At 41.1% G+C, this 18128-nt stretch carries 13 protein-coding genes; 7 read left to right on the top strand and 6 right to left on the bottom strand.

The features are described 5' to 3' along the window. The first annotated feature begins 272 nt into the window (after nt 1–272). The 4 genes from P6N53_RS17855 to P6N53_RS17840 all read left to right on the top strand — a co-directional run bounded on the left by P6N53_RS17855 (nt 273) and on the right by P6N53_RS17840 (nt 4876). The gene (locus tag P6N53_RS17855) at nt 273–1574 is read left to right on the top strand and encodes a replication-associated recombination protein A (RefSeq protein WP_304545624.1); all 1302 of its coding nucleotides are present in this window, start codon (nt 273–275) and stop codon (nt 1572–1574) included. A 355-nt stretch (nt 1575–1929) separates the two neighbouring features. Then, nucleotides 1930–2715, top strand: a complete 786-nt coding sequence (locus P6N53_RS17850) for a glycoside hydrolase family 73 protein (RefSeq protein ID WP_304545623.1) — start codon at nt 1930–1932, stop codon at nt 2713–2715. Nucleotides 2716–2820: 105 nt separating this feature from the next. Further along, nucleotides 2821–4188 carry a sodium-dependent transporter gene (locus P6N53_RS17845; RefSeq protein ID WP_304545621.1) on the top strand — a complete coding sequence of 456 codons (1368 nt, stop codon included), beginning with the start codon at nt 2821–2823 and terminating at the stop codon, nt 4186–4188. Nucleotides 4189–4285: 97 nt separating this feature from the next. Continuing rightward, entirely contained in the window at nt 4286–4876 is a 591-nt protein-coding gene (locus tag P6N53_RS17840; protein ID WP_304545619.1) for a nuclease-related domain-containing protein, read from the top strand. A gap of 13 nt (nt 4877–4889) precedes the next feature. On the opposite strand, the gene P6N53_RS17835 is transcribed toward P6N53_RS17840, so the two are convergent. After that, nucleotides 4890–6797 carry an ABC-F family ATP-binding cassette domain-containing protein gene (locus P6N53_RS17835; protein WP_304545617.1) on the bottom strand — a complete coding sequence of 636 codons (1908 nt, stop codon included), beginning with the start codon at nt 6795–6797 and terminating at the stop codon, nt 4890–4892. A gap of 83 nt (nt 6798–6880) precedes the next feature. Here P6N53_RS17835 and P6N53_RS17830 point away from each other — a divergent pair, with 83 nt between their 5' ends. The 3 genes from P6N53_RS17830 (at nt 6881) to P6N53_RS17820 (ending at nt 10251) form a co-directional block, all read left to right on the top strand. Further along, entirely contained in the window at nt 6881–8089 is a 1209-nt protein-coding gene (locus tag P6N53_RS17830; protein ID WP_304545615.1) for an MFS transporter, read from the top strand. A gap of 86 nt (nt 8090–8175) precedes the next feature. Continuing rightward, a complete protein-coding gene (locus P6N53_RS17825; RefSeq protein WP_304545613.1) occupies nt 8176–9351 on the top strand; it encodes an MFS transporter in 1176 nt (391 codons plus the stop codon). Nucleotides 9352–9444: 93 nt separating this feature from the next. After that, nucleotides 9445–10251, top strand: coding sequence for a nitroreductase family protein (locus P6N53_RS17820; protein ID WP_304545611.1), 807 nt, complete (start codon nt 9445–9447; stop codon nt 10249–10251). A 51-nt stretch (nt 10252–10302) separates the two neighbouring features. Here the strand turns inward: P6N53_RS17820 and P6N53_RS17815 are convergent, their stop codons facing one another. The 5 genes from P6N53_RS17815 to P6N53_RS17795 form a co-directional block, all read right to left on the bottom strand. Next, nucleotides 10303–10434 (bottom strand): hypothetical protein, encoded by a 132-nt coding sequence (locus P6N53_RS17815; protein WP_304545609.1) that lies wholly within the window; start codon nt 10432–10434, stop codon nt 10303–10305. A gap of 252 nt (nt 10435–10686) precedes the next feature. After that, the gene (locus tag P6N53_RS17810) at nt 10687–13158 is read right to left on the bottom strand and encodes a glycosyltransferase (RefSeq protein ID WP_304545607.1); all 2472 of its coding nucleotides are present in this window, start codon (nt 13156–13158) and stop codon (nt 10687–10689) included. A gap of 31 nt (nt 13159–13189) precedes the next feature. Then, nucleotides 13190–15619 (bottom strand): glycosyltransferase, encoded by a 2430-nt coding sequence (locus tag P6N53_RS17805; protein ID WP_304545606.1) that lies wholly within the window; start codon nt 15617–15619, stop codon nt 13190–13192. Next, the gene (locus P6N53_RS17800; protein WP_304545604.1) at nt 15612–17315 is read right to left on the bottom strand and encodes a glycosyltransferase; all 1704 of its coding nucleotides are present in this window, start codon (nt 17313–17315) and stop codon (nt 15612–15614) included. The genes P6N53_RS17805 and P6N53_RS17800 overlap by 8 nt, the downstream gene beginning before the upstream one ends. 107 nt (nt 17316–17422) lie before the next feature. Then, nucleotides 17423–18128 (bottom strand): DUF6385 domain-containing protein (locus P6N53_RS17795; RefSeq protein ID WP_304545601.1); only part of this gene is annotated, 706 nt, incomplete at its 5' end.

Below are 18128 nucleotides of genomic sequence, written 5' to 3'. Positions count from 1 at the left end.
ATGGATGTCCGCTCAAGCCTGAGGTAAACACGATGTTTACTCGAAGGCGGCCCATTTTCGCCCGAAGCAAGGGATTAGCGCTGTCCACTGCGGAGAGAGGAGTCGTGAGGGATTATTAAAACCCGAAGGTAGTTTCTCGACTCTCAACAACATAAAACACCCGTAGGGTGTTTTATGTTGTTGAGAGTCCTATCAGATATATACAGATTTCCAATCTTTACAATATACTATTATAATTAGAAAGAGACTGCTTACCAAATAGAGGTGAAAATATGGATTTATTCAGCGTTGCTGCAGGGGCAATGACTTTACAGGCAGCACCTTTGGCCGAAAGGATGAGACCAAGGAACTTAGATGATTTTATCGGACAGGAGCATATTATCGGGGCGGGAAAGCTGCTTCGGAGGGCTATAGAGGCAGATAGACTAGGTTCCATAATCCTATACGGGCCACCAGGTACAGGCAAGACAACTCTGGCCACAATTATCTCTGAAATGACTGCCTCAAATTTTATTAAGATTAATGCTGTGTCCGCTGGTGTGGGTGAAATAAGAGAAGAAATAAAAAAAGCCAGGGATAGTCTTAAATTTTATGGCAAAAAGACCATCTTCTTTATTGATGAAATACACGCACTAAAGCGTGGCAGTCAACAGGACAGCCTCCTGGAAGCAGTGGAAAGGGGTGAAGTAATCTTAATCGGTGCAACCACACAAAACCCATATTTTGAAATAAACGGTGCACTGCTCAGTCGTTCAAGAATATTTCAGCTTAAGGAGCTTACTGAGGTAGACTTAGGGAAACTTGTTCGTAGGGCTTTAGAGGACGCAGATAGGGGACTGGGAATATATAAGGTAGCATTAGAAGAAGAAGCCCTAAACCACCTGGTGGATATTTCAAACGGTGATGCCAGAAGGGTGTTAAATTCCCTGGAATTGGCAGTATTATCCACCGGGGTGTCCGAGGATGGTTACCGTCATATCACCCTTGAAGTAGCCGAGGATTCCACCCAGCAAAGGCTGGTAAGATATGATCGAAGTGGGGATAACCATTATGATGTTATCTCCGCCTTTATCAAAAGCATAAGGGGATCGGACCCAGATGCGGCCCTTCATTATTATGCTAGGATGACGGTGGCCGGTGAAGATCAACGATTTATAGTACGCAGGCTTATCGTTCATGCCTCTGAGGATATTGGCCTGGCGGACCCCCAAGCTATGCTCATAGCCCATGCGGCCTGGAATGCCTTGGAAACAGTTGGTCTGCCTGAGGCCAGAATACCCATAGCCCAATGTATTGTTTACCTGGCCATGGCACCCAAGAGCAACAGTGTAATTGCTGCCATTGACCAGGCTATGGCTGATATTAAGAACAGGCCGGTGGGAAATGTGCCACCCCATCTCCGGGATGCCCATTACAGGGGTGCTGATAAATTAGGGCACACAGGCTATAAATACCCCCACAGCTATCCAGGGCATTACGTAGAACAACAGTATATGCCGGACCAATTAATGGGGGTTAGTTATTATCATCCGTCAGATCAGGGTAGAGAAAAGGATACAAAAAAGAAAACCTAGCTTAAGAGTAAACCCACCTATGGTGGGCAGCCTGTTGAAAAAGATTTAACCGGGTTTTAATAATCCCAAACAGCGACATTCGAAGCAGTGGAAACAGCGCTTCGCGAAGCTGAGGATGCGAAAGCCTGAGGTAAACACGATGTTTACTCGAAGGCGGCCCATTTTCGCCCGAAGCAAGGGATTAGCGCTGTCCACTGCGGAGATAGGAGTCGTGAGGGATTATTAAAACCCGAAGGTAGTTTCTGGACATTCTGCCCACCTTTGGTGGGTTAAATTTTTGCTTTTGATATCACCTTCAAGGTATACATGAATAAAATACCAATAGCAATAAATGGTAACATGTCGAGGTGATGAAATGGGTTTTAGAGAGGAATTTATCAATGCCGTTTTACCCGATGCTGTTAGTATTCAAACGAAAACCGGATTGCCTGCAGCCATTATGGTGGCCCAGTGTATTTTAGAAACAGGCTTTGGTCAATTTGTTACAGTCGATAGAATAACGGGACAGTTTTCTTTCAATTTGTTTAACATTAAAGGGATAGGATCTGCAGGTACTGTTTTATCCACAACCTTTGAGTATTTCGGAAGTAGGTATATTGAGGTTGATGCGTATTTTCGGGCCTATCATTCCTATGAAGAATCCTTTGCCGATTATGGGGTGTTTATTTTAGAAAATAAAAGATATGCACCTGCGGTGGCTGCCGCGAATAATCCAGTTGAGTATGCCCGGCAGCTCCAGGCCTGTGGATATGCTACAGACCCTCAGTACGCAAACTCCCTGATTAACCTAACTAAGAACTGGAATTTGATTGAAAGGGTCAATGAAATTTTTAAGGAGCAGGAGGAATTGGCAATGACAAATTCGCAGATACCTTCCGATTGGGCAGTGGCTAGTATAGAAAAAGCTAAAGCAACAGGCGTTATGGTGGGGGATGGGTATGATTGGAATCCCCATAAGCCGGTTACCAGGGAGATGCTGGCTGTAATCTTGGATAGATTAGGATTTCTGGATATGATCAATACAAATGCCGATAAAGAAATTAGCAAGCTTTATGAAGAAAAATTAGTAGATAAGAAATATAAGAGCAATATTGCAGTGCGTTGGGGGGAAATAGCCGAGTTAATAAATAAAATTAGATAAGATAAACAGATATGTATTAGAGGATCTAAACTAAGGTAAAAGCTACCTTGGTTTTTTTTTGCCATTAATGAAGAAACTATTAAAAAACTTATGAGGATGGAATCAATGAATAAAGAAAATCCAATAAAAAGAGAAGGGTTTGCCACCAGTTTAGGAGTAATTGCTGCCACCTTGGGTTCTGCTGTGGGATTAGGAAATATATGGAAATTTCCTTATATGACCGGGGAAAACGGTGGTGCCGCCTTTATCTTACTTTATCTGGGGGCCACCTTATTGGTAGGATTGCCCATAATGATTTCTGAATTTATCATTGGACGCAGGGCCCAGAAGGCTGCGGTGGGTGCCTATAGAAAACTGGCCCCGGACAAACCTTGGTTTTTAACTGGTCTGGCAGGGGTTCTGGCAGCCATTTTAATTATGTCCTTTTACACCAATGTGGCTGGCTGGGTATTTGCCTATGCCTTTAAAGCTGCCACTGGAGGAATAGCAATAAATAGCCCCGAGTCAGCTAAGGAGGTTTTTGATAGCCTGGCGGGTGGAGTTTGGGAGCCACTTGTTTGGCAGTGGATAACCTTAGTATTAACTGGGACGGTCATACTGGCTGGGGTTAGGGGCGGCATCGAAAGGATGACCAAAACCCTGCTGCCAATTTTATTTGTGCTATTAATAGCCTATGATATCAGGGCATTAACACTCCCGGGGGCAGCCCAGGGGTTAGAGTTCTTGTTTAAGCCTGACTTTAGTAAAATAACAGAGCTTACCGTGTTATTGGCCCTTGGTTTGGCATTTTTCAAGCTTTCAGTAGGTGTTGGGACCATGACTACCTATGGTAGCTATATTGGTCAAGGGGAAAGCCTACCAGGCACTGCATTGAAAGTTATGTTCTCAGATATACTGGTTTCAATTATGGCTGGACTTGCTATTTTTCCGGCAGTGTTTGCCTTTGGGTTTGCACCTGAGTCCGGGCCGCCCCTGTTGTTTTTTACAATTCCCATGGTATTTAACGCCATGCCCCTGGGTCAATTCTTTCTAGCTGTTTTCTTTATTCTTACATCCATCGCCGCCACAGGTGCTATGATATCCCTATTGGAGGTTCCCGTTGCCTATCTTCATGAGGAACTTCGCTTTAGCAGAAGGATAGCTACTATAATTAGTGTATTGGTTATCGCTGCCCTGGGCAGCACAGCCACCTTGTCGGGAAGTGCTTTGGCTGAATTCACTATTCTCGGGCGAAATATGTTTGACCTGCAGGATTTCTTATCTTCTAATGTTTTGATGCCAATTGGTGGTATTTTTATCGCCCTATTTGCCGGGTGGAAGCTAGGTTCCAGGGTTATTTTTGATGAAGCTACCAACCAGGGTACATTAAATAACAATTCCTTTCTTGCAGTATATACCTTCATTGTTAGATATGTCGCACCGGTGGCTATTGTCGTAGTGCTCTTATATGGACTTGGGATTATAAAGGCTTGAAGTCCTTGAAGAATTAATTATACTCTGTTATTCTTTTGAATAGTAAGAGAATGAAAGAGTGATAGTTATGGCTAAGGTATTGAGGTGGCCTCCCAGTATGGAGAATTATATTAAAAATAAAGAACCAAGGAGAGGACTCCTTGGTTTTCTTTCGAAGATTTTTTTCGACTCAAGTTCGGTGGGAAAGGGGTCAGATGGAGAAAAAAAGGTGGCTTGGGAACTGTTTACCAGGCTAAGTGATCATTGGCTGGTCATAAATGACCTTAAAATTACTAGGGGAAATGTTAAAAGCCAAGTGGATCATCTACTTTTAGGTCCGCCAGGTATTTTTAGCCTGGAAACGAAAAATTGGAATACAGCAGCCTGTGATTGTCAAGGTGAATGGCTAAGATTTCAACATGGGATGTGGATTCCCCAAAAGAGTCCGGCAGTTCAATGTAAAAAACAGATATTCTCATTGGAACAAATACTAAAGGAAGAGGATGAAGCTGTTTTAGTTTATGGAATAATAGTGTTTGCATCTGCAGGCAAATTTGATTTTTCAGAGGCCAGGCTGCCAGAGAATGTTATGGTTTATGGCTTACCAGGCCTAATAGAGTATCTTAACAGGTTGGAAAAGACAAGGCATCAATATAATCAAAGGCAGATTGAAAGGCTGGCCGGGCATATCTATAAAGGCTTTTGTTAATTTAAAAAAGTTATTACTCAGATAACTCTAACCATTCTTCCAAGAACTTTTCATGTTTAAGCTTTGCATTATTTAAATCTTCACTAATTTTTAAGCAGGCGGTATAATCCTGTGCAATTTCAGGTTTTTCTAGATCCTTCTCTAAGTCCACAATAACTTTTTCTGACTCAGCTATTAGATATTCCAATTCCTCAATTCTCTTTTGACGTTTTCTTTCTAAACGTTGAGCTTCTTTATTTTGAAGAAAACTCTGCTTATTTAATTGAGGCTTTTCTTGCACTTCTTTAACAGTAGGGTTAATTGGTTGTTGAGGCTTCTTTTCTAAGTAATAGTCATAGTCGCCGGGAAAATTGACAATCCCTAAAGGGGTCAATTCCATGATTCTGGTGGCCATCTTATTAAGAAAATACCTATCATGGGATACAAAAATTAGGGTACCTGGATAGTCCATAAGGGCACTTTCCAGTATTTCTCGGCTTAATATATCTAAATGGTTAGTAGGCTCGTCCATGATCAATAAATTGGCCCTTTGGAGCATTAGTTTACAAAGGGATAGGCGTGCTTTTTCTCCACCACTAAGATTTTTTACCCTTTTATATACATCTTCTCCTCGAAAAAGGAAGTTACCTAGAACTGTTCGGATATCCCTTTCATCTACTAATTTGTGTTCATCCCAAAGCTCATCTAAAACAGTTTTAGTGGGATTTAATTTTTCCTGTTCCTGGGCGTAATAGCCTATGCTAAGGTTAGCACCTTTACGAATAACTCCCGACAAAGGCTCCAATTCACCGATGATTGTTTTTAATAGGGTTGATTTGCCAGTACCATTGGGACCAAGGAGAGCAACACTCTCGCCACGCTCTACTGTAAAATTAATTTGGTCGGCTAATATTAACCCTGGATAACCTATACTGAGGTTGTCTGCCCGAAGTACATCCTTGCCGCTTTGTCGGTCCACCTGGAATGAAAAATAAATATGTTTTTGCTTGGCTGCCGGTGCTTCTACCGGTTCTATTTTTTCCAGGGCTTTCAAGCGACTCTTGGCCCTGTTAGTAGTAGATGCCCTAGCCATATTACGCTGTATAAAATCCTTGGTTCGGGCAATGACCTCCAGTTGTTGCTCATACTGCTTTAACTGACTTTCCTGCTGTTGAGCTTTAACATCTATAAAGCCTGAGTAATTTGTCTTGTAAGTATTTGCTTGTCCATATTCAATCTCTACAATCTTTGTAACCACTGCATCAAGGAAATACCTGTCGTGGGATACAACCAGCACAGCACCCTGGTAAGACTGTAGGAATTGTTCCAGCCAGGCCAAGGTTTTAAGATCAAGATAATTGGTAGGCTCATCTAAAATTAGTAGGTGGGGCTTTATTAGAAGATTCTTAGCCAAAGCTAGTCTGGTCTTTTGTCCGCCACTTAATTTTTCAATGGGTGAATGATTGTCAATATCTGGAAATTCTAAGCCCTGTAGTACACCCCTTATTAAGGAACGGAAGCTGTAGCCACCTGCGTCTCTAAAGTTATCCAGAAGAACTGAGTACTGGTTCAAAGTACGTTGATGCCTATCAGGATATTTCTTTATGTCTGGGTTACCCATTAACTCTTCTAGATATCTTAGCTGTTGTTCTTGCTCCACTAAGTCTGCAAAGACAGATAACATTTCTTCATAAATTGTTTTCTTAGATTCTAATCCTGTATCCTGGGCCAAATATCCTATGTTTAAGCCGGTAGCAAGGAACAGGTCACCAGAATCAAAGCTAAGCTGACCAGTAATAATTTTTAGTAAAGTGGATTTACCCGCACCGTTAACTCCTACCAACCCGACCTTCTCATTTGTCTGAACAGTCAAATTTACATTGTTTAATATTTGATTGCCGTTAAAGTACTTATTAATATTGTTAGCTTGTAGTAAAATCATAATAAACTCCTCCAGTATACCAGTTTACCCCATAAGGGGGTATGATACAAGAGTGGGGCTATTGATAGGAGTAGGTAATAAATATGTGCCATTCAAATAAACATTTTATCAGGGCATTACTGTCCCTATTTATTAGTTCCTTTGCTACATTTGCAGATATATATGCTGCCCAGCCGTTGCTGCCAACCTTTACCGGGCATTTTGGGGTTTCTCCTACTGTGTCCAGCCTATCGGTTTCCCTGGTGGTGTTGGCCATGGCTATATCGTTATTCTTCTATGGACCCCTTTCAGATGCCCTGGGGCGAAAAAATCTGATGACCTTTGCCCTAGTTACCGCTGCAATTCCAACTATGGCAGCGGGCTTTGCCCAGGACTTTAATTTTATTCTTTTAATGAGGTTTTGCCAGGGACTATTGCTGGGCGGCCTTCAATCAGTGGCCATGGCCTATATAGCAGAGGAAATTGATAAAAATCGTTTAACCCTGGCAATGGGCTTGTACATAAGTGGCAATTCCCTGGGTGGAATGACAGGTAGGATAGTAAGTGGTTCTATAGCCTACCATTTTTCCTGGCAGGAGGTCTTTTGGGTCTTTGGTGTTTCAAATCTCGTGGCTGGTATTCTATTGTTTATACTGTTGCCAAAATCCCAAAACTTCACGGCCCATCCCTTTTCCCTGGGTAGGGGTGTCACCGATATGATGGCACATCTTAAAAATAAAACATTAAGGTGTAGTTATCTGGTTGGATTTTTCTTAATGTTCAGTTTTGTTGGAGTGTACAACTATGTGGGCTTCTTGCTGGCTGCTCCACCCTACTTACTTTCCACCAAAGCCCTAGGGTTAATTTTCTTAACCTATTTGGCAGGGACCATTAGCTCAACCCTGTCTGGTGCAGCGGCAAGTCGTTTAGGAAACCCATTGACCATTGGTGTCAGCGTAATAATTTCTATCCTGGGATTATTGCTTACCTTTAGTGATGATATCTTTATTTTTATTATCGGTTTAACTCTTTTTTGTTTTGGTTTTTTTGCCGGCCATTCTGCGGCCAGCTCCTGGGTCAGCATTAACGCCAAGGGAGCAAGGTGTGGGGCATCGGGGCTGTATTTAATAGCTTATTACCTTGGAGGCGGGTTAGGTGGGACAATGCTTGGACCCCTATGGGTAAAATGGCAGTGGTCGGGAGTGATAGTGGGTACTATAGGCTGCTTAGTTTTTGCCATGTTAATTGCGATTTATTTAAACAGTTTAGCAAAGTTAAGGATTGACAAAATAAATATAGAATCATCTGGCTAAAGTCGTAAAATTGGCAAAATTCTATAAACTTAACGGTGGAAATATTGCCGCAATAAAATTACAATATAAGGGGGAAATATATAAGCATGAAACAGAACTTATGGACCAAAGACTTTATACTCATTTGTCTGGCAAATCTAATGATATTTACGAGTTTTTACTTCCTTTTGCCTACATTGCCGATTTTTGTTACAGATGTATTAAAGGGTGATGAGAGTAATGTCGGTTACATAATTGGTGTACTCTCCTTGACGGCAGTCCTGGTTCGTCCATTATCCGGCTTTGCCCTGGATGTCATTGGACGCAGAAAAGTATTACTTTTGGCACTGATTGCATTTTCCCTGGCCATGGGAGGATATTATTTTGTCACAAGCCTAACCCTCTTATTTGTTCTCAGGGTAGTCCATGGCTTTACCTGGGGTTTTACCACCACCGGTGCCGGAACAGTTGCCTCAGATATTGTACCTGCTGCCCGAAGAGGTGAGGGGATGGGTTATTATGGCCTATCAAATACCTTGGCCATGGCAGCCGGCCCAGCCCTGGGCATAATAATTCTAAACCATGCAGGCTTTGATTCATTATTCATTGCTGGCTTTGTAGTGGCGTTGATAGGCTTGCTAGCCCTTTTTGGGATATCCTTTCATCAGGATATAAAAATAGAGGTTAAGGGGAAACTAAGCCTTGACAGCTTCTTTGAGTCAAAGGTATATTCACTTTCCATCCTTATGTTTTTTACAGCCCTGGTATATGGAGGAATTGTATCCTTCATTACATTATACGGAAATAAAATTGGTGTAGGTAATCCCGGTATTTATTTTCTGATTTATGCTTTAACCCTTCTTATTATCCGACCTTGGGCAGGAAAAGAATTTGACAAGAATGGACCTATTAAAATAATGGCCCTTGGCTTTATTGCCATAGCTGTTGCCTTTGTACTTCTGTTTCTGGCTAAAGGGGAAATTTTATTTATTGCCTCTGCCATAGCCATGGGAGTGGGATTTGGTATTATTCACCCTACAGCTATGGCCATGGCCATAAATAAAGTCCAACCCTTTCGTCGGGGTGCTGCCAATGGCACAATCTTTAGCGCCTTTGATCTAGGCATCGGCTTAGGTTCCATACTCTTGGGAATCCTGTCTAAAGAAGTTGGCTTGGCCTTTATGTATCTAACCTGTGCCTTTGTTATACTCATACCAATGCTTTTATTTTATTTAAAGGATGCGAAGGAATATCAAAGGGTGCAAAACAAGCCAAACAATTAACTTAATTTAAAATAGTTAAAAACCAAAAACTACATATATTAAATGAGCCAGCATAAGTATTATCGATAATACTTTTAAACTGGAGGGGATTGTATGGGCACCGCCCTAGCGGTAGCTCCTAAAAAGGAGTGGTATAACAGCATAAGTCAAAGGAATTCCCGAAGAAATTTCAAAGAACAGGCCTTAGATGAAAGTGCAGTTGAAAAACTAGTAGGCCTATGCCAGGACTTTAAATTTCCAGAGGCTAGGGCAGAACTGGTATTAAGATCTTCCAGTGATATATATAAGGGCGCCATGGGTTCTTACGGTAAAATTAAAGGAGCGCCTGCCTATATGGCCTTTATTGCAAACACCAGTTTTCCCCATCACTTAGAAAGATTAGGATATCTAGGTGAAGGGCTGATCTTAGAGGCTACTAATCTAGGATTATCAACCTGTTGGGTAGGAGGTTTTTTCAGACCTGAGACGGTGGCCAATGCTTTGAGTATAGGGCCAAATGAAAGGGTTATGGCTGTAACACCGGTAGGCTATACCAAAAAAAATTATTCCTTAGAAGAAAGACTAATGTCCGGGATGGCTAAGAGTAAAAAAAGATTGCCTATAGCAGAATTGGTTTCTGGTTTGCCCCAGGACGAATGGCCCCGCTGGGTTAAGCTTGCGGTGGAAGCGGCAAGGCTAGCCCCTTCGGCGGTAAACAGGCAGCCTTGGAGATTCCATATTGGTAATCAACAAATTATAGTAATGCTAGATTCAATAGTAGAGACCTACAATATTCCTAAAAGATTGGATTGTGGCATAGCTATGCTGCATATTGAATTGGGTGCTTTGGCGTGTGGTGTTCGTGGAGATTGGCAGTTTTTAAATGAAGAGGGAGTAGCGGTCTTTACAGCAGAAAAATAGAGCCCTTGGCAGGAGAGGGGCTCTATAAACCGTAGGGATTATATGCTAATTTTAGTTAATTGCACATTCTGGAGAGTTTGGGTTAATGGAACATTTGACTTTTCTATAGGCTTTTACTACCGGAGCCACCACAAAATATACAAACATCATGGTCATAGGATTAACAATGGCTAAATATCTCATTGACGAACCCCCTTTTAATCTTCTAAAAGAATGATACTATTTAGAAAATTAAAATAACGTCACTGTCATGACATTTAAATGTCTGCTTAATGACCATTATATTACACAATGTGTAAACAATCTCAAACCAAATTTAAATGTTAATACCATAGAATACCATATACACAGTGGAATGAAATTGTGAATAAATAATCAAATCATATTATTAATGGTAAATATGATTTTGCTTTGTGCACGTCTGTACAAAGTTTTTTATTTTTCTATACCAAGCTGTTTAAATAATTCTTCATAGAGTTCTTTATAATAAGTATTGTTTTGGTGAATTTGCTCCAATTCCATTATTCCCTTCAGTCCATACATATGAATTAATCCCTTAAGGTTTGCTTCACCTTCATTGCCGGGGATGGTTTGTAGAATCGTTGAGCCTTGATAAACATAAGTTTTTAAGCAGCAGATGGGTTTCCAGTTATGTTTTAACCCCATATAATATCGGTAGCCAAGCAGCAAACAGTCATTCTCGAAGCCTTGGGGACCCTTCAAAAAACTGGTATTGTATCCTCCCACAGCCTTTAGGGCCTCTGCCCTGTGAACCACAGGATATGCAAAACCTTCTAGTTCTTTTTCAATGGATAAACTGGAGAGAAATTCATTCATGCCGTTCAAGTCATTGGTAGGAATATTCTCCAGGATCAATCTATCTGATTCCTGAGGATATCGTTCTCCCCGGTAATTAATGATTCCTGGGCAAACCATGGGTTGGTCTTGATGGGTGTTTAAAAAATTAATCATCTCATCCAGCCAATGGGAGGGGAAGAGCATATCCTGGGCTATTTCTGAAATATACTTAATATCAGGCAGGTATTTCCAAAGGTAATTGAGACAGGTTCCCCGGGCTAGAGCTAAACTAACCATTGAGCCTTTCCCCAATATGTGAAAACGAAGTTTGAACTGGCGTAGGTACTTGGTAAGCTCTGCGTTTGTTAATTTGCCCTGATTAAAGAGTACTATCAATGAATCTGGATAATACTTGGCAAGGCTGGAGAAACAGGAATTAGCTAATGAAAGATCATGCTTATCCTTTATAAACAAAGGCATAGTGTGGACTATTATATCACCTCCATTGGTACTGGCAGTAGGGGGAGGTTTTATTTCATCTGAGGTATGTTTCTCCTCCTCTTCCAGCCAGGGAAGTAGATTAGGGTTTTCATCTAATATTGATGAGTATTGTTCAAGAATACCATAACGACCCTCAGGGTCCAAGGTCATGTACCGATTATACTTCTCCTGGCGATCCTCCTGCTTCATCCAGCCAAGATGCTTTATCCTTAATTCACTGGCTGCTCCACTTAATTTTGAAATATTTATTGGGAAACGCCCGCAATGCTGGGGTGTTTCCTTCCATTTATATGGGAACCCCTTTTTATATCTCACCATGAATGGGCGGTATTGACGGTGGGCCTGCCAATATTTATCCTCCCTATAATGCAGCTCATCCCACATATCGTATAATCGAAAATACAATACATCAACATCTTTGCGGCTGGCCAGGATAGGCAATTCTTCGAGGGCCTTATCTTCAAAAATCTCGTCCCCATCCAGGATTAATATCCAATCTGGGTCGGTATTAGCTGCTAAACGCCAGAGCTGTTTTCTTAACACTACCTCATTATCAAAGGCTGGTTCTGGATTTGATACAATGGTCAAGGGAATGCCATTAAGGATACTTTGACATAACTCACAGGTATTATCATCGCTGGCATCATCTAGAATGATTGCTTGTGTAATATAACGGGCAGCATGTTTCAAAACCTTTTCAAGATACCTAGCCGCTTCATTTTTAACCAGCATGGCCAGGGTGATCTTGTTTGAGGGTATAATGCTGTTCATAGCTCCTTTATCTAATTGATCATCACCTTTTAAATAGGGATAGAGCCTTTCTTTATATTTCTCGACACCTGCTAATTCAGATTCTCGATAGATATGGTATGGTTCATAATGGGTATCTGCGTATAGTTCTAAACCCAGGGCAACTGCTCTGATACAAAAATGGCGGTCTTCACCCACAAAGCTCAAGTTGTATATTTCAGAAAAAGAGGCACCCTTTGCAAGGGCATTTCTGCTCATTAAAGTACAGGCACCTAAGCCACCAACCTTATAGGTGCCTGGCCGGGCAAGCATTTCGAAAAATTCCTTCTTACGCCTGATTATTTCGCCTGCAGCTATTTTTTCATTTCTTGTTGAATGAAACATTCTATATGAATCAGACAGCCAAACCTGAGGCTGTGGAGGTAAATCAGGCTCCCACTTGGTCCAAAATACTTCACTGACAATATCTTTACTTAACCCTACTAAATGAACCAGGGTTTTGGGATGTAAGATTAAATCTGAGTCAACCATAAAGACATAGTCAAAATTTTTCTCTGAGGCCAGCTTTAATAAGTTGTCTTTGTAAGCAGCTACCTTCCAAATGAGATGTTCTTGCCAATGATGGGTTGTTTCATCGCAATGATAAAAATCATCTGCATTTGCAGGAATTATGTCAATATTATCTTTATTTAAGGCAAACTGCTTCAGAAGTTCTTTACTTTCAAGGTCATTGTTATCATCTACGAAGGCATAACTAACAGATAAATTAGTTTTATCCAATATGTCTAAGGACCATAAAAATTCCTTTAGTATGGCAGAAGGTTTTCTAACTGGCCCGGCAATTAATACACTTAACACGCCACACATTCCTTCCTAACAAATATTTTGTTTATTGGGACAGATCCACACCTAAGTTAAAGAGAGAAGAGATTTTTTTAATTTTATAGTCGGTAGATATGGAAGCGGGGAACTTTTTAATAACTTCCGCACAGTTTTTTAGTATAATTCCTAGCTGCATCCCCGCCAGCTTCATAAAATCTGTTTCCAGGGGCTGCTGAATCAACAGCTCGAGGGAGTATTTAATAAACCCTTGCCTTATGACAGGTCTACCTAACTGATTAAAAACATCCGCAAGGATAAAACAACAGCTAAAATCCAGGGGTTTAATTTTCTCGATAAGTATTTCTACAGCTTTATTAGAGTCATATTTTTTTTCTAATAGACGGTAGTAGGGAGGGGCAATGGATAAGAGACCTTGTCTTTTTTCTAAAAACTGTTCTAACAGCAATTCAGCTTCCTTATTTTGCCCCATTTTTTCAAGGCAAACTGCCAGGACTGCAGCTGTACGGAATGTGCCAATCCCCTTTGGAAAGGTATATTTATGCCAGGGGGGATCACCCGTGGCTAATGTTGTTTGCCATATTTTACAAGCTTTTTCCAGGTTGTTTTGCTGATATTCCAGCATTCCATAGAGATACCACAGACTTGCGAAGTCAGGAAATAGCTGCAATCCCCTCTTTACCATTTCCACTCCTTGATAATATTGCTCTTGTTCTAAGTAACAGATGGCTGTTTTAAAATATAGGTCGGATAGCATTCCGTCGTCGCAGTGTTGTCGGAGGGCCTCGCAATAGTAGGAAGAAGCATCTTTGTATTGTGCTTGTTGAAAAAATTCTGTACCCATAGCATACAGGGTATAGGGGTCGTTATTTTTTACTACCTCCTGCTGCAAAATTTGCGTATTTCGAATATTTTTCTTTTTGAGTATTGGCCTGGTTAAATATCCCCAGTGGTCAATATGGATTTCTGTAGGGACAATGCTAGCTGAACCGGCAGCTCCAATAATAGATTGGGAAATATTTTCGTGAATGGCTCCGGCAAATTGATATTCAGGTTGATTTCTAAATAATCGACATACGGCGTCTACCACATAATCATCGGGATCTACAGTGCCAAAATAATTAATTAGCTTAAGATAAAAGCCTTGGGTATCGCCAGCTTTGTTAATGATATCCCGAATTTGTTTATGTTCTTCAAGGCGCAGGGTTTCATCAGCATCCAGGATTAATACCCATTCACTCCTGGCCATTGCCAGGGAAAAATTTCTCGCCTCTGCAAAATTTCCTGACCAGTCGAAGTTATAGACCCTTGCCCCAAGTTTGCGGGCAAGGGTAGCTGTATGATCCTGGGAACCTGTATCAACCACAATGATCTCGTCTGCCACTCCCTTGGCGCTCTTTATGCACCGGGCAATATTTTTTTGTTCGTTTTTGACTATCAAGCATAGGCTTAGGTCTGCCCTTTTTTCAGGAATATCACTTTGTTTTAATAGCTCAAGAATACGATTGATTGACCTTTCGGCTTTAAAGGAGCCGACCCCCTCCTCTGAAACATAGCTTCCGGGAGCTTCACCGAGCTTAAGGCATTCCCGAAAGGTTTGAAGTGAATTTATAAAATCCTTTTTATGATAGTAAATAGATGCCTTGAGAAACAATAAATCTGTGTAGTCCGGATATAAATGCAAGTATTCATTTGTTACCTCTAGGGCACTTTGGTAATCCTCCAGCAGTATTAAACACTGTATTTTTTTCTTGCCTAACAGATGACTATAACTAACCCAGGGCTCAAGCTGTGGTTCGGCAAGGTCATAAAAATGAAGAGCCTTGGGAAAATCACCTGAACGTAGGTATTCGGTGGCTAAGTTAAAAAGTAAAAAGGGGCTTTGGTTTCCCTGCTCAAACTCGTAATTTAAAATACTAAGATTTCTTTGAATCTTATCCTTTTGTGTAATTGACTTGCCCTGGTAGCCGGTGTGTTTAACAATAAGATCAAGGTGTTGAAATTGGGCCTCTGGATTATGCTCTAAAATAGAGTCTATGATTTGCTCATGAATTGAACCTCGAAATCTGTGCAAGGGATTGTTTCGAAATAAACGGAGGGCTGACTGCTTGATGGTGTTTCCTTTATCGTCCCTATTAAGGATTTGTATGAAGAAGCCATCTGCATTTTGAGAAGGGAGATCCCTTAGTTGCCATAAATTATCCGGCATAACTTCTTCATCTGCGTCCAGGAAGAGTATCCATTCCCCCTTGGCCTGGCAAAGTCCGACATTTCGAGCATGACTGAAATTATTTTGCCAGGCTTCTTCGATAACACGGGCTCCGAACGAAAGGGCAATTTGTATGGTATTATCCTCCGAGCCTGTATCAACAATGATGATTTCGTCTATATAATCCTTAATGCTTGAGAGACATCTAGGCAGGTTCTCTTCTTCATTTTTAACAATCAAACATAAACTGATACATACCATTTTAATCATTACTCCCCGGTAGATTTATGTCTCTGAGTGAAGAAAGAAGGTCTTTGAAGGAGTTGTTAGTTGGAAATATGTCTATGGCTGCTTTTAAAGTTTCGATAGCTTGTTGAAGTAAAATATCAATCATTTTTTCGTGATATTCTTGTCTCTCAGGATCGGTATTGATAGCCCTTTGTATTAGCTGCTCAGCTTCCCAAAGAACATTCCTTTGGCAACAGATACAGCTAAGCATAAAATAGAGTTCACCTGTTTCAATTCCTGCTGTCAATGCCTTTAACAGGTGGTCTGCCGCCTCTAAGATATAATTATTATCAAAAAGAAATTTTCCTAGCTGGAAGGAACTTTCCCCTGGAGAATCTCCGTATTGATTTTCTAATTCTATTTCTAGCTGATCCAACCGGCCCATGGCTAGGTAGCTTTTTAATCTTAGCTCCCTAACCCCAACTATGGACATATTACACTGCTCCAGATACAATAAACAGCCAGGGTAGTCGCCAGCTGAGTAAAGAATTTCAGCCAATTTAAGGGAATGGGAAGGATTTGGATTAATAATGTTATCCAAGAGGTATTCCCTTAAATCTAGGGGGGTTGTTAATACTTTTAATAACACACGGCCGAGGTTCTCCATGACCTCGGGGTAATCTGGATTTGCCAGGTAGGTTTTCAAATAGTGGTAGGCTGATTCTTCAAATTCATCCAATCTTTCCATTAACTGTCCCAGCTTATTGTGTGGCAGGTAATTGCTTACGCCGGTGGTTGTCACATAATGTTCCGGCGCATTCCCTAATTCTAAGCAAAGTTGGTAACTTTTTTTGGCTTTTAGGTATTCACCTAGTTTTTCTAAGGATTGACCTTTAAGATAGTATAAATCGGTATAATTGGGGAAATAGCTAGTGGCCTTTTTTATAATCTCTAAGGCCTTCCCTGGTTGATTAGCTTGATTTAGGCAGATGATATAATTGCGGAATAGGGTGGGTGCATAGCCAAGGGTAATATCTAGATTTTCGAGTGTTTTTTCCCAGGCATCAATGGCACCTGCTAGGTCATTTGTTTGGTATAGTGCTACTCCGAGATTATATAGATAAAAGTTGTTATTAGGTTCCTTTTCCACCTGTTTTTTTATAATATTCAGGTTGCGCAGGTTTTTGTTTTTTTCTTCAATTGAGTGTGTTTGGTAACCATGATGATATATTTTTAGTTTAGAATTTATTAGCTTGGCTTGGGGCTTGGCGGCTAGTATAGAAGGAATTATTTGCTCGTGAATAGCACCTGTAAATCGGTATTTAGGATTATTTCTAAACAGGCGAAGATTGACGTGCCGGATACTTTGACCACCAGGCTGATTTGTGGTTGGATTTATTATTGTGAAATAATAGCCCTCCACTGGTTGGTTTAACAGGTGTACAATAGTTTCCCTGTTAACATCTATTAATTCTTCATCTCCATCAAGATATAGGATCCAATCGCCGGTGGCTTGGGCCAGAGAATAGTTTCTAGCAGTACTAAAATTTTCTTGCCATTCAGAGGTAAAAATCTGAGCCCCAAATTCCTTGGCAATGTCTAAAGTGTTATCTATGGAACCAGTATCTACAATAACTATTTCATCTACTAAATCCTTTACACCGGCTAAACACCTTGCTAAGTTTGCCGCCTCATTTCTAACGATCATGCAAAGACTAAGCTTCTGAGTATCCTTCACTTAACTCACCCATTTTCATAAAGAATAAACCTGAGAACTAATGCCTCAGGTTATCCTATGCTTGCGGATATTCACATGTTAACGAGGAAATAATATGTTAGGCCGCATTAATTTGATTGAGATTGAAAATAAATATCCAGGATTGTTGGCTCAGTCGGAGTGGTTGATCTGTAGGACAGTCTAGTATATCTCAAAAAGGTTCTGGCCACAAAGGTGTCGGTGGCACCAGAAGCAAGGGTTCGGGCAGCTACATCGATATAAAATACTTCATCCTCACCTGTTGGGCTCACATCTAATCTAACGTCTGCAGAGTTGGCACCAGTATTATAAACAAAGTAGGTATACATAACCTGGGTGGAGGTGTCAACGTAAGCAAGGCCGGTGAAGTCATCGTCTGTGGTAACATCTTCCGCTTCTTCCTCAGTGTAAGTAGGGGTGATGTTAGATATTACCTCTAGTCTTCCCTCGTCATCGGTTCTAATAGGTTGGACATCAGAACCATCGAAACCAAATACCAGGACGTTGTCATTATTGGCACAGAGGTCCCGGATATCTAAATCAGCGGCAGTAATGGTAACAGAGTCAGAGATGCTGGCAATTTCTAGCCGGCCGTCTTCGTCCGTTGTGATGGGTTGAACATTGGTTCCGTCGAAACCAAATACCAGGACGTTGTCATTATCGGCACAGAGGTCCCGGATATCTAAATCAGCGGCAGTAATGGTAACAGAGTCAGAGATGCTGGCAATTTCTAGCCGGCCGTCTTCGTCCGTTGTGATGGGCTGAACATTGGTTCCGTCGAAACCAAATACCAGG

The organism is Desulforamulus aquiferis, from assembly GCF_030577015.1.
Classification (GTDB): Bacteria; Bacillota; Desulfotomaculia; order Desulfotomaculales; family Desulfotomaculaceae; genus Desulfotomaculum; species Desulfotomaculum aquiferis.
Note: the sequence above shows the minus strand (reverse complement) of the source record. Positions and strands in the feature narration are given on the sequence as shown.

What these genes read in the sequence shown, in the direction of transcription:
- P6N53_RS17805 (WP_304545606.1), bottom strand. Translation starts at nt 15,619, where the DNA reads ATGATTAAAATGGTATGTATCAGTTTATGTTTGATTGTTAAAAATGAA.
- P6N53_RS17820 (WP_304545611.1), top strand. Translation starts at nt 9,445, where the DNA reads ATGGGCACCGCCCTAGCGGTAGCTCCTAAAAAGGAGTGGTATAACAGC.
- P6N53_RS17825 (WP_304545613.1), top strand. Translation starts at nt 8,176, where the DNA reads ATGAAACAGAACTTATGGACCAAAGACTTTATACTCATTTGTCTGGCA.
- P6N53_RS17850 (WP_304545623.1), top strand. Translation starts at nt 1,930, where the DNA reads ATGGGTTTTAGAGAGGAATTTATCAATGCCGTTTTACCCGATGCTGTT.
- P6N53_RS17840 (WP_304545619.1), top strand. Translation starts at nt 4,286, where the DNA reads ATGGAGAATTATATTAAAAATAAAGAACCAAGGAGAGGACTCCTTGGT.
- P6N53_RS17845 (WP_304545621.1), top strand. Translation starts at nt 2,821, where the DNA reads ATGAATAAAGAAAATCCAATAAAAAGAGAAGGGTTTGCCACCAGTTTA.
- P6N53_RS17835 (WP_304545617.1), bottom strand. Translation starts at nt 6,797, where the DNA reads ATGATTTTACTACAAGCTAACAATATTAATAAGTACTTTAACGGCAAT.
- P6N53_RS17830 (WP_304545615.1), top strand. Translation starts at nt 6,881, where the DNA reads ATGTGCCATTCAAATAAACATTTTATCAGGGCATTACTGTCCCTATTT.
- P6N53_RS17855 (WP_304545624.1), top strand. Translation starts at nt 273, where the DNA reads ATGGATTTATTCAGCGTTGCTGCAGGGGCAATGACTTTACAGGCAGCA.
- P6N53_RS17815 (WP_304545609.1), bottom strand. Translation starts at nt 10,434, where the DNA reads ATGAGATATTTAGCCATTGTTAATCCTATGACCATGATGTTTGTATAT.